The organism is Paludibacterium sp. B53371, from assembly GCF_018802765.1.
In the GTDB taxonomy this organism is placed as follows: domain Bacteria; phylum Pseudomonadota; class Gammaproteobacteria; order Burkholderiales; family Chromobacteriaceae; genus Paludibacterium.
The window spans coordinates 1,262,469-1,274,803 of record NZ_CP069163.1 but is presented as its reverse complement, the minus strand read 5'-3'; the positions used below and the strand labels follow the sequence as shown (position 1 = coordinate 1,274,803).

Sequence of the window (12,335 nt, the reverse complement as noted above, 5' to 3'; positions counted from 1 at the left end):
GGTAGTGACTTTATGCCTGCAAGATGACATTAAGGTGACATGTCGTAGACGCCCTGACGCTTTTGTGCAAACAGCGTCACATCCCCCCACACCCTGCCCCGGCCCTGACGCAGCAGGCGCAACTCTCTGAGCCAGTCTTTCAGGCGCCGGGCGACCTGTCCCGGGCAATACAGGCCAAACAAACGCGTTTGATAGGCATGCCGCCACTGCTCCAGCAGGGACTGCAAGGCACTCAGGCTGCGCGGGACACCCAGGCGTGGCTGGACACGCATCAGCAGATCCTGATTTTCACGGCATTGCCACAGTGCCAGTCTGGCCGGATAAAGCACCTGGCGCTCGATCTCATGCGCCAGAATCTGTACCAGCCTCTTTTCCTGATGCGCCAGCCAGGCGGACTCCAATGCGCTTCGGGCGCCTGCGGGACGCTGCCAGGCCTGGTCCAGCACCTGACGCACCGTCCGGTAACAAGGGGATCGCAGGCAACGCAGCAGATAATCCAGGCGATGCGGGTCGATGCGCCCGGGCGGCGAGCTCGCAGTCGCCAACAGGGCCCCGGCGCGAGAGAGCGCCTGTCGAATCAGGGACTCGCCCTGCTGCTGACTCATGGCCTGACAACGCAGCGCCTCCGACAACTCGGCCAGACGTGCCAGCACATCGTCAATCGCCTGGCGAAACGCGGCCGTGCGAGCCAGTTCCGCCGCCTCGGGTGCCGGCAAGCCCTGCCGGCACAGCAGGGAAAAGTGCGCGTCATCCAATGCCAGCAAGGCTGGAGCCAGCGACGCATAGCATCGCGACTGACGTGCCTGTTGTCGGGCCTGCAAATGCGCGGAGACGGCCTGCCGGGCGGCGTGCTGCAGAAGCTGGCGTTGCTGCCGGTTCAGATTCAGCCGCCAGGTGGCATGGGTGAGGTCCGTCTGCGACTGGCGCAGCGGGATCGTCACCACCTGTCGCCCGGCTGCGCTGTGCGCCCACTGATCATGCAACCAGGCATCGGACGCCACCGAGTGCATGCCGGCCAGGGCGTCAAACCACCGCCGCAGCCACAGACGCCAGCCCACACGAGCGGGGGCTTCAAAGCGCAAGACCAACTCATCGCCGTCCGGCCATTCATCATCCAGACCGGCAGGCAGAATCAGGCTGCTTGCCGGCGTATTCAAACTGCAACCACCATCAAAGCCCCAGCCGCGCTCACGCACGCCGGGGCGAGATAAAGTCAGCCGGACCCGGTTGAACAGCAGAGGCAATGCGCAGGATGCCTGCACACCCCGGGCGACCTCCAGGCCGGGCGTGCTGTCGGCATCCAGCAGACGCAGGCCGCCAAGACCGAAACGCGCCCGCTGAAAGGAAATCACGCAGCCAAAACGCTTGACGGCCGGCAGCAGGCGACTGATCTGCGCCAGCAGGGCAAAGGTCAGCGGCCGTGTCTGATTTGCCAGTTGCTCATGCCAGCGCTGCACCTGCCGGTAATCGCGACTGGCCGGATCGTGCCGGGCCAGCCACTCCGCCAGTCGCGCCAGCAGGGCCGCCCTGCCGTATTGCGACACCAGTTGCTGCAAAGGCTGGCCGGTATTGAACCAGCGCAGCCACCAGCGCCTGGGGAGGGAGAGTCCCTGCAACGGATCTCCCCGCCGCCGGGTCAGGGCAGGCAAGGCCAGTTGGTCCGTCAGCGCCTTCAGCTCGCCTGCGGACATACCGCAAGCCAGCAAGGCGCCCACCAGCGCCCCCGCCGAAGCGCCACGGATCTCCCGGATGGCCGACAAGGCGTCGTCATGCGCCAGCGCCTCCAGGGCGCCGACATAGGCCAGCCCCTTGACTCCGCCACCGGACAACACCAGACCGCGAATCGGCGGCAGCGCGGCTGACAGGACGTAGCCGGTAGTGCATCGGCTCAATGTCAGGTGTGCGGTGCCGAGTTGATCGATCAGCACGGTCCGCCCGGGATGGCGAACCGGCGGGTGCAAGCCTTGCGTCATGATGTCTCCTGCCAGTCAGATAAAGAGGCGGCATTACAGCAGCGATCACCGAAGCGGGCTTGCACAAAGCAACCATGTCTGCGGGCAGATGCGGCGGGCTGAATGAAGAAAAAATGACAATTGCACCATTTATGGCAAAAATGAGCTTTCACGGCATACAATTGAGACAGCCGCCAGGGAGTTTGCCATGCCGCACATCCAGCTTGATGGTCAGTCGATTTATTACGAGCTCAGTGGACAGGGTCAGAAGACGCTGGTGCTGTTCAATGGCATCACCATGTCGACTGTCGCCTGGACGTTCCTGCTGCCGGTGCTGGAGGCGCATTACCGGCTGTTGCGGCTGGACTTCCCGGGACAGGGGCAAAGTGACAAGCCGGACGTGCCGTATTACCGGCTGGAGGAACAGGCGGAAGTGGCGCTGGCACTGCTCGATGAGCTGGCCATTGAAACTTGCTACCTGGTAGGTTTGTCATATGGCGGCATGGTAGCGCAGCATTTTGCCCGCCATCATTCCGATCGCATCGAAAAACTGCTGCTGGCCTCGACACTGGCCTGGTCAGATGCAGTCAATGCCGCCATGTGTGACAGCTGGGTCGAAGCCCATGAGGCCGGCGGCTTTGATCTGGGCTACCAGATCAGCGTCCCCTGGCTGTTTTCCAGTCGCTTCCTGTCTTCGCAGGCCGCCATGCTGCCTGAGTTGCAGCGCCTGGCCTCGCTGGTGGACTGGCCCTCGGTGGTGCGACTGCTGGCGGGCATCAAGCAACACGATGCCCGCACCTGGCTCGACAGCATCCAGGTACCGACGCATATCATTGTCGGTACCGAAGACCGCCTGACGCCGCGCTATCAGGCGGAGCTGCTGAACGAACGTATTGCCGGCTCGACGCTGGCGCTGCTGCCGGGTGCCGGCCACGTGCTGCATCTGGAGGCCCCGGAAGCATTTTGCCGGGCCATTACCGGCTTTTGCCTGCCCTGAAACTGCCAACTCAGAGAGACAAGAAGAAAACCATGAGCTCATCCATTTTGCTGAATGTAGACGCGCGCGGCGTCGCCACCCTCACCCTGAACCGGCCTGAGTGTCATAACGCGCTGGATCATGACGGCGTGAACCTGCTCAACGCCAATCTGCAGACCCTGGCCGAAGACGATGCCATCCGTGCGGTGATCCTCACCGGCAGCGGCATCAGCTTCTCCGCCGGCCATGACATCAATGCCATGCGCCTGCTGGCCGAGGCGGACGAAAGCGTCATGCGCGGCATCGTCGGCGAATACGCCACGGTACTGGACACCCTGGACCGCTTCAACAAGCCGACCATCGCCCGGGTACAGGGCTCCTCGTTCGGCTTCGGCATCGGCCTGATTGCCTGCTGCGACTTTGCCATCGGCGTGACCGATGCGCTGTTCGGATTCTCCGAAGTCCGCCAGGGGGTGACCACCGGGGTGGCCATGCCCTATATCGTGCGCGCCATCGGTGCCCGCGCGGCGCGCCGCTACATGGTCAGCAGCGAGCGCTTCAACGCCGGCAAGGCCAAACGCATCGGCCTGCTGCATCAGGACGTCACACCAGCCCTGCTCGACAGCACGGTGGAGCAACTGGTACGTCAGTTGCTGCTCAACGGACCGCAGGCCATGGCCATCACCAAACAACTGATCACCGAGCTGGATCAATATCCGATTGACGATACGGTCAAGACGAAGATGCTGGAGAGCTCGCTGCAGGTCAGGACCAGCCAGGAAGGCCGCGAAGGTATTCTGGCCTTCATCGAGCATCGGGCCCCGGACTGGGTCCAGTCCTGACGGCAAGCGCAGCAATGAAAAACGGCAACCTGTTCAGGTTGCCGTTTTCACGTCTGGCTCGTGGCTCGCCAGATTTACGAGATGTAGTTGAACAGCGACAGCTGGGTGACCTTGGTATAGGTGAGCTGGCTGTACTGCAACGCCGTCTGTGCCATGGTGAAATCGCTGATCGCCTTGGGCAGATCGAGGCTCTGCAGGTTACCGATGGCTTCCTGATACTGCACGCTCATGCCCTGGCTGGCAGTCAGCGTGCTGTTGTTTTCCTGCTCGGCCGCCCCCACCGAGGCCTGGGTGGTCAGAATCTGCTGCTGGGCGTTGTCCAGGCTGGACATGATGGCATCGAGCTGAGTCTGATAGTTGGCCGGCTTGGTAGTCTGGCCAAGCAACTGGCTGAAGGTCTGCATGGCATTGAGCAGCGCTGCCGGATCGCTACTGTTGCCATAAGCCTGCGCCCCGTTGAGCGTCACCGGCAGGGAGCGGGTATCGGTGATCTGCACCTGGCGCTGCCCGGAGTCACCGTTGTAGACATACTGGGTACCGTTATAGGAAAACGGCGGGCTGGAAATCTGGTTGCCGCCCATCAGGTAATCGCCACGTCCGTCGGTCGCATTGGCATAGCCGACCAGTTCGTTGAGGTTCTGATTGACCTGCTGCTGCATCATCTGCAGTTGCTGCGCGGTGATCGAGCCATTGCCTGCCTGCACCACCAGCGATTTCAGGCTGGAGAGCAGATTGGCGGTATTGCCCAGCGCGGTATCCACCATGCCCAGCTGCGACTTGACGTTCTGGCTGTTGCTGATGAACTGGGTATTGCGACCGCTCGACTGATTGAGCTGCAGAATTTGCGTCGCCGCCACCGGATCATCCGAAGGCTTGTTGACACGCTGCTGGGTATCGAGTTGCTCCTGCAGCGACTGGATCGCCTGCTGCAGGTTGTCGATATCGAAGGTACCGGTCGAGTACTTGGTGTAGCTACTGATCTGCATGATTCAAATCCTCTTTCACATCAGCCCATCGACAGGATCTGATCAAACAGCTTCTGCGCTGTACTGATCACCTTGCTGGACGCCTGGTATGCCTGCTGGTAGCGGATCAGATCCGCTGCTTCCTGGTCGAGGTTGACCCCGGAAAAATTGGATTTTGCCAGCGTCGTCTGCTGCAAATTGGTTTTGGCAGCATCCCCGGCCGACTTGGCGGTATTGGTGCTGTTGCCCACGATGCTGGCGGCGGATGCATAGGCATCCTGGAACGACTGCAGACCGGTGGTGGTTCCGTTGCGCAACGGGTCGACCACGGCCTTGGTCTGCAGATTCTGAATCTGGCGCAGGTTGCTGTTGTCGCCGGAGCCGAAACTGGCGGCATTGTTCTGGGTGATGGTGAAGCTGGTGCTGTTGGGCATCTTGCCGGACAGCGTAAAGGCAATACCGACATCCACCCCGGCCCCGGTCTGCACCTTGTAACCGTTTTGCTGCGTCGGGTCCACCACCACATTGTAGGTGGTCGCCCCCAGGGTTGCCGTGATCACCCCCGCCGCGCTGGCAGTCACCGTCATGCCGGTGGCTGCCGTCGAGCCGATGGTCAGCGACAGATGCGAAGCTGCCGATGGTGCACCGGCGGCCGTCGCCGAGGTCCAGCCGTAGTTACCCGGCAAGGTCGCCGCCACGCTGTTGACCGAAACACCTGCGGTATTCAATGCCGACTGGTTGGCTTTGCTGACCTGCATGTCCGAGGCGGCGGCGATATTGCGCGGATCGCCCATCAGCATCTGCAGGTTGGCAATGGCATTCTGCGGCTGACTTGCATAGCCGGTCAGATCGGTAAACATATTGGTACCGGCATTGCCGTTCAGATCCAGACCCAGCTTCGACTGATAGTTCATCGACGTGGTGAAGTCGATGGCAATGTTGCCCAGCGTGACCTGCGTCTGCTGCAGGGTATTGTCGCGGAAGTTGAGCAGGCCACCGAGCGAGCCGCCGGAGAACAGATAATCCGGCATCACCGTGACCGAGCCGTTCGGATTGGGCTGGGTAATATCGACGTTGGCCGGGTTGGTGGCATTCTGCTGGGTCGAAAGCGGCAGCGTGGTATAGCCCTGCACCAGCGTCTGGCCGTTACCAATGAACACGTCGTAGCTGCCGTTGGACTCCTGCACATAGGTCGCGCCGATCAGCTTGTTCAGATCGCTCATTGCCTGATCGCGCTGATCGAGCAGGTCGTTCGGCTGATTGACCGAGCCGCCGGGTGCCAGCGCGGTAATCTGCTTGTTCAGACTCGCGATGGTATTGGCCAGCGTATTGATCGAGGCCACGGCCGAGACGATCTGGGTATTGGTCCCCTGCTGGATCTGGCTCAGACGGTTATCGATCGACTGGAACTGCGACACCAGCGCCTGGGCGCTGGCCAGCACGTTCTGCCGGCTCGGCAGCGAGGCCGGGTTTTGCGACAGGGTCTGCAGACTGGTGAAGTAGTTCTGCAGGCTGGGACTCAGGCCGGCGGTGGTGCTGGCCATGATGTTGTCGATCTGGTTGAGCTGAGTCAGCTGAGCCGAATAGTAGCTGCTGGTGGACTGGGCGCTGAGCGTCTGGTCGTTCAGATACTTGTTGTACTGGCGGGTCACGGAGTCGACCGACACCCCCATGCCGATAAAATTCGAGCCGAGATCCTGCGGCACCAGAGCGGATTGCTGCACGGTCTGACGCGTGTAGCCGGTAGTGTTGGCGTTCGAGATGTTATGGCTCACCGTGGCCAGTGCCACGTTGGCGGCATTCAGCCCGCTTACACCAATATTGAAAATGTCCGGCATGATAACCCTCCAAGAATCTTATCGACCTGAATCGTCCGGTCTTGAGCCGTCCGTCAGGCCTGCGCCATGTACTGCGCCAGCGATGACATCACGTCCACCAGCTTGCGGGCATAGCGCGGATCGGTGGCGTATCCCCCGCTCTGCAAGCCCTGGGCATAACCCTGAATATTGCGCCCCTGATTGAGGACATTGCGGTAACGCGGCGACGAGCCGAGTACATTGGCGTAATCCGCAAAGGCCTCCTGATACGAACCATAGGAGCGGAAGGTATCGACCTTCTTCTGTGCCACACCGTTGACATATTCGGTGGTGACGATATTGGTCGTGGCACCGCGCCAGTCACTGCCCGCCTTGATGCCGAACAGATTGTGACTGTCGCTGCCATCTGCATTACGGATGCTGCGCTTGCCCCAGCCGCTTTCCAGCGCGGCATGTGCCACCAGCAATTCCGGTGCCACCCCCAGTTGCGAGGCGGCCTGCGATGCCTGTGGCAACAGCGCTCGGGCGAAGCCGCTGGCTCCGGCTGCCGAGATGGAATCGGCACTGGCCTGCGGTGCGGCATTTTGTGCCGCCTGCGCCTGCGCCTGCGCCTGGGCTGCGCGATAAGCCTGCATCGCGCGTGCCGGCAGCGGCAGGCTGCCAAAGACCTGCGAGCCGGGCGGCGTGTCCTGGGCGCTGTCATCCAGATGCGCCAGCCGGCCGATCTGCTGCTCCAGCATGCGCGTCAGCCCCAGACCCTTGCCGGCGGTCATCGACTGAACCATCTGCTGGTCGAGCAGACCTTTGTAGGTCTGCATTTCGTTGCTCTGGTCGTCGTCACTGAAATGCGTTTCGCGCATCCCCTTGAGCAGGGTATCGAGAAACATGGCCTCAAACTGCTGGGCAACCTCATGCACCGCCGCCTTCGGATCCTTGCCGATTTTGGCCGAAATATTGGCCATCGCCTGCGGATCTGCCGCCAGCGTCTGAGCCATCATCGGGTCGGTGTATTTCGAAATGCCCATGCATCCTCCTGCACGATTTATAGCAATTTACGTGCCAGATACAAAAACAGCCCTTGCGGGCTGTTTGCTGCAAGCAGAATGACCGCTCAGATAATCTGCAGATCGGCCTTGAGCGAACCCGCGGCTTTCATGGCCTGCAGGATGCTGATCAGATCCTGCGGCGTAGCCCCCAGGGTATTGAGGGCATTGACCACCTGACTGAGATTGGCGCTGCTCGGCACATTGAACACCTTGCCGTTCTGGGCCTGTACGCTGACATTGGCCTGATTGGTCACCGCAGTACGCCCATTGGACAGCGGATTGGGCTGACTCACCGACGGGGTATTGCTGACGGTCACAGACAGGTTGCCATGCGACACGGCACAAGGTTCAAGGCGCACGCCCTTGTTCATGACAATCGACCCGGTGCGGGCATTGATGATCACCAGCGGGGAAACTTCTGCCGGGTCGACGGCAAGATTTTCCATGCGTGCCAGAAACTGCACCCGGTCATTGGCATCAAACGGGGCGCGCACCTGGATCGTCCGGCCATCCAGCGCCCGCGCCGTCTCGGCACCAAAGCTGCGATTGATGGCCTGCACCACACGCTCGGCAGTGGTGAAATCGCCATTGATCAGTTCAAGGCGCACAAAATCGCCACTGCCCAACGACATCGGCAACTCGCGTTCTACCGTGGCACCATCCGGAATACGGCCCGAGCTCAGCTGGTTGATCTGCGCGCTGCTGCCGCCGGAAGATGCGCCGGCGCCACCAATCACCACATTCCCCTGGGCCATGGCGTAAATCTGACCGTCCGCCCCTTTGAGCGGCGCCATGATCAGGGTTCCGCCGCGCAGGCTTTTCGAATCACCGATGGAGGAAACCGTCACATCCAGCAACTGGCCGGAGCGGGCAAACGGCGGCAAGGTGGCGGTCACGATCACCGCCGCCGCGTTTTTCGGATCGACCTTGGTACCGGCCGGCACATTGACCCCCAGCTGGGTCAGCATATTGGTCAGCGACTGCCCCATGAAGGGCGAGGAGGTATTCTTGTCGCCGGTGCCATCCAGACCGACCACCAGACCATAGCCAGTCAGCTGGTTGGGGCGCACCCCGGCTACATTGACAATATCCTTGATGCGGTCTGCCCAGACCGGCAGGCACAAAGCGAGGCCGAGCAACAGACAAAACAGTTTTTTCATGCGGCTCCCCCGGTCAGAAAGGCAGGATGGACAGGAAGATCTTGGTCATCCAGCCCGGTTCGTTATACAGCCGGTTGGTCCCCTTGGTTTCCTGCTCGATGCGCGCATCGGCCACCTTGAGTGACGAGACCGAACGGGTGGCATCGATATCGCGCGGATTGACCACACCGGAGAGGCGAATCGACTCGATATCGCCATTGATGCGCACCTGCTTTTCCCCGCTGATCACCAGATTGCCGTTGGCCAGCACTTCGATCACCGTCACCGAGATCGAGCTGACAAAGGTGGTTGCCAGGGCATTGCTGCCCTTGCCGGTCTGGGTCGCCCCGCCGGCAGTATTCAGATTGGTACCGGCCAGACCGGCGCCCAGACCCGTGAGGAACGGCAGTTGTACACCACCGGTCACCGACTCGTTCAAGGTGGACGCGCGGCTCTCGGTCACCTGCTCGGTGGCCGAGGTCGAGGTCTGTTCCTGGATATTGACCGTCAGGGTATCCCCTACCAGGCTAGGACGGCTGTCCTCCAGCAGGGGGCGATAGGTACTGGTCTGAAAGATGGAGCCGTTATTGGCCTGCAGTTGCGGCTGCGGCTGGGGCCGGGCCGTCATCGGCCCCTGAACCAGCGGCGGTTCCTGCATGGTGCAGCCAGCCAGCAGCGCGGTCAGCAGGCAGGCCAGTAAACGATTCATGCTCATCATCATTCCGTTAGCAGACAGGCATCACATCTGCGTCAGCTTCTGCAGCATCTGATCCGCAGTGGTGATGGCCTTGGAGTTCATTTCAAACGCGCGCTGGGCGGTAATCATGTCAACCAGCTCCTGCGTCACATTGACGTTGGAGTTTTCCAGAAACGCCTGCTTGATCTGGCCACGGTCATCCGTACCAGGATTGCCGGTCTGCGGATCACCGGAGGCGGCGGTCTGCGCATACAGGTTTTCACCCAGACTCTGCAAACCCTGCGGGTTGATGAAGGTACTGGTCTGAATCTGGCCGGCGGTCTGCGGCGTGGTGCTGCCGTTGACGTAATATTGTACCACCCCGGCCAGAGAGACCGTCATATTGGTCGCGGTCGCCGGAATATTGATGTTCGGATTGAGCTGATAACCTTGCGGGGTCACCATATTGCCGTTGTTGTCACGACGGAACTCGCCGTTGCGCGTATAGGCCGTGGTACCGTCCGGCAGCGTGATATTGAAAAACCCGTCACCGGAAATCGCCAGACTGTAGGAGTTGGTCGAGCTGATCAGCGTGCCCTGGGTATGATCACGCGAAGTCGACACCGCGGCGGCACCGGTACCGACCAGCAGGCCGGTCGGGGTATTCGAGCCGTTCGGCAGCTGGGCGCCGGGCTGACGCAGCGTCTGATAGTACAGATCCTCGAACTCGGCGACCGAGCGCTTGAAGCCGACGGTGTTGACGTTGGCCAGGTTGTTCGACACCACATCCAGCTTGAACTGGCTGGCATCCATACCGGTCTTGGCGATATACAGAGAACGCATCATGACGTTGATTCCTTCTTGTTCTTATCCGGTTCAGCCCATGGCGAGCAACTGGGTCGCCTGCTGATCATTCTGTTGCGCGGTCGTCATGAGTTTGACGTTCATGTCGAACATGCGCCCGTGGGAAATCATCTGCACCAGGCTGTCGACCGCATTCACATTACTGGCCTCCAGGGCACCGACCACCAGCTTGACGTTCTGGTCTGCGGCCGGCGTCGAGCCATCGTTCATGCGAAACAGCCCGTCCTCCCCTTTGTACATCGTCTTCGGGCCGGGGTTGACCATCTTGATCTGCCCCAGCGTTTGCGGGGTCGGGTTGGACACCCCGAGTGCAATGGCAACCACCGTGCCGTCGGTCATCAGCTGAATCTTGCTGGCCGCCGGGGCAACAATCGGACCGCCATCCCCGAGGATCGGCAAACCGCCGCGGGTGCGCAGCGTGCCGGCACTGTCCACGACAAATCCGCCGGCGCGGCTGTAAGCCTCCTTGCCATCCGGCCCCTGCACGGCAAAGAAGCCCGGGGTTCCGAGGGCAAAGTCGTTCTGGTTGCCGGTTTGCTGCAGCGCGCCCTGCGACAGATCGGTGCCGATGGTGTTGTCGACCACATAAGTCCGCGTCGGCGCACCATCGCCAATGACCGGCAAGGCACGAAACGACACTTGCTCGGCCTTGAAGCCATTGGTGTTGACGTTGGCCAGATTGTTGGAAGTCGTCGCCTGTTGCCATTCGACGTGCTTCGCACCATTCATTGCCAGAAACAGCATCCGATCCATGATTCAGACGTCCCTCAGGTCAGGCTTACAGGTTCACCAGCGTCTGCTGGATCGTGTCTTGTGCCTTGATGGTCTGCGCGTTGGCCTGGTAGTAGCGCTGAGCGGTAATCAGGTTCACCAGCTCGGTGGTCAGGTCAACGTTGGACGCTTCCAGCGCCGAATCGCGCAGCGTACCGGCGGTCCCGGACCCCGGGGCATTCACCTGGGCCGGACCGGAGGAATAGGTCTGGGTCCAGCGATTGTTGCCCACCGGCTGCAGCCCCTGCTGGTTGGTGAAGTTGGCCAGGGCCACCTGACCAATCGTCTTGGTCTGGCCGTTGGTATAGGTGGCCTGGATGATGCCGGTCGAATCGATATTGATCGACGACACGGTGCCCGCCGCATAACCGTCATTGGTCAGCGAGTTGGTACCCGAGGTCTGGCCATACTGCGTCGAACCAGTATAGCTCAGGGTATAGGCAATCGGCGAGGTTGACCCAGTCGGGGTCGCTGGTGGCGGGGTATACGACACAGCCAGCGGCATGGCCGTGGTCAGCGAACCGGTCAAGCCGAAATTGATCGTGGTCGCCGCACCAGCCGCACCGCCGCCAATCGACGCGGCATTGCCATCGACATAGGCATACACGCTCCAGTCGGTACCGGTCGCCGTCGGGGTCTGCTTGCGATAATACAGGGTCATGTTGTGCGCATTACCCAGCGAGTCATAGACCGAGGTCGAGTTGGACCAGTTATAGGAAGCCGGCGTGGTCGGGCTGAAGGCGACCGTCGGCGGCGTGGAGCGGGAGTCGAGGTTGACGCCCATGGTGACCTTGGAGGTCGTGCTCGGGGCAATCAGCGAAGTCTGCAGCTGCAGGTCGGCTGTCGCCCCCTGGGTCACGACGCCATTGCTGGCTACCCAGCCCTGCAGGCGATCCGGACCATTCACGATATAGCCCTGATTATCGACCTTGAACTCACCATTGCGCGTGTACTCCAGCGTGCCGGTACTGGTCCCGCTGGTCGAAGCGCCGGTCTTCACGATGAAGAAGCCGTTATTGTTGATGGCAATATCCAGATTATTGTTGGTGGTGGTGATATTGCCCTGGGTCATCTGCTGTGCCACATCCAGCGTCTGCACCCCGATACCGGCCTGGGTCGAGGCCACGCCATAAAAGCTGTTGGCATACATATCGCCGAACTCGGCGCGCGAGCCCTTGAAGCCGACCGTGCTGGCGTTGGCAATGTTGTTGCCGATCACATCCAGCTGCTTGGAGGCGGCATTCAGACCGCTCAGACCTTGTTGGAAACCCATGTTCTTGCTCCGAT

The 12,335-nt window shown here is 61.2% G+C and carries 11 protein-coding genes; 2 read left to right on the top strand and 9 right to left on the bottom strand.

The genetic code is table 11. The annotated features are described in order from the left end of the window. Positions 1-29 precede the first annotated feature (29 nt). Positions 30-1,973 (bottom strand): patatin-like phospholipase family protein, encoded by a 1,944-nt coding sequence (locus JNO51_RS06120; RefSeq protein WP_215782130.1) that lies wholly within the window; start codon positions 1,971-1,973, stop codon positions 30-32. Between the two features lie 187 nt (positions 1,974-2,160). Here JNO51_RS06120 and JNO51_RS06115 point away from each other — a divergent pair, with 187 nt between their 5' ends. Continuing rightward, positions 2,161-2,949: an alpha/beta fold hydrolase gene (locus JNO51_RS06115; protein WP_215782129.1), complete on the top strand. Its 789-nt coding sequence runs from the start codon at positions 2,161-2,163 to the stop codon at positions 2,947-2,949. 32 nt (positions 2,950-2,981) lie between these two features. Continuing rightward, positions 2,982-3,770 (top strand): enoyl-CoA hydratase-related protein, encoded by a 789-nt coding sequence (locus JNO51_RS06110; protein ID WP_215782128.1) that lies wholly within the window; start codon positions 2,982-2,984, stop codon positions 3,768-3,770. Between the two features lie 74 nt (positions 3,771-3,844). Here the strand turns inward: JNO51_RS06110 and flgL are convergent, their stop codons facing one another. From flgL to flgE, 8 genes are all read right to left on the bottom strand, one after another. After that, positions 3,845-4,756 (bottom strand): flagellar hook-associated protein FlgL, encoded by a 912-nt coding sequence (gene flgL, locus JNO51_RS06105; RefSeq protein ID WP_215782127.1) that lies wholly within the window; start codon positions 4,754-4,756, stop codon positions 3,845-3,847. 20 nt (positions 4,757-4,776) lie between these two features. Beyond that, a complete protein-coding gene (flgK, locus tag JNO51_RS06100) occupies positions 4,777-6,573 on the bottom strand; it encodes a flagellar hook-associated protein FlgK (RefSeq protein WP_215782126.1) in 1,797 nt (598 codons plus the stop codon). A 53-nt stretch (positions 6,574-6,626) separates the two neighbouring features. Next, on the bottom strand, positions 6,627-7,577 hold the full coding sequence (flgJ, locus tag JNO51_RS06095) for a flagellar assembly peptidoglycan hydrolase FlgJ (protein WP_215782125.1): 951 nt from the start codon (positions 7,575-7,577) through the stop codon (positions 6,627-6,629). Positions 7,578-7,663: 86 nt separating this feature from the next. Then, complete coding sequence (locus JNO51_RS06090) at positions 7,664-8,758, bottom strand: flagellar basal body P-ring protein FlgI (RefSeq protein ID WP_215782124.1); 1,095 nt, start codon at positions 8,756-8,758, stop codon at positions 7,664-7,666. 13 nt (positions 8,759-8,771) lie between these two features. Then, a complete protein-coding gene (locus JNO51_RS06085; protein WP_252346200.1) occupies positions 8,772-9,446 on the bottom strand; it encodes a flagellar basal body L-ring protein FlgH in 675 nt (224 codons plus the stop codon). Positions 9,447-9,476: 30 nt separating this feature from the next. Beyond that, positions 9,477-10,259 (bottom strand): flagellar basal-body rod protein FlgG, encoded by a 783-nt coding sequence (flgG, locus tag JNO51_RS06080; protein ID WP_215782122.1) that lies wholly within the window; start codon positions 10,257-10,259, stop codon positions 9,477-9,479. 30 nt (positions 10,260-10,289) lie between these two features. Next, on the bottom strand, positions 10,290-11,030 hold the full coding sequence (locus JNO51_RS06075; RefSeq protein ID WP_215782121.1) for a flagellar basal body rod protein FlgF: 741 nt from the start codon (positions 11,028-11,030) through the stop codon (positions 10,290-10,292). 25 nt (positions 11,031-11,055) lie between these two features. Next, positions 11,056-12,321: a flagellar hook protein FlgE gene (flgE, locus tag JNO51_RS06070; RefSeq protein ID WP_215782120.1), complete on the bottom strand. Its 1,266-nt coding sequence runs from the start codon at positions 12,319-12,321 to the stop codon at positions 11,056-11,058. Between the last annotated feature and the right edge of the window lie 14 nt (positions 12,322-12,335).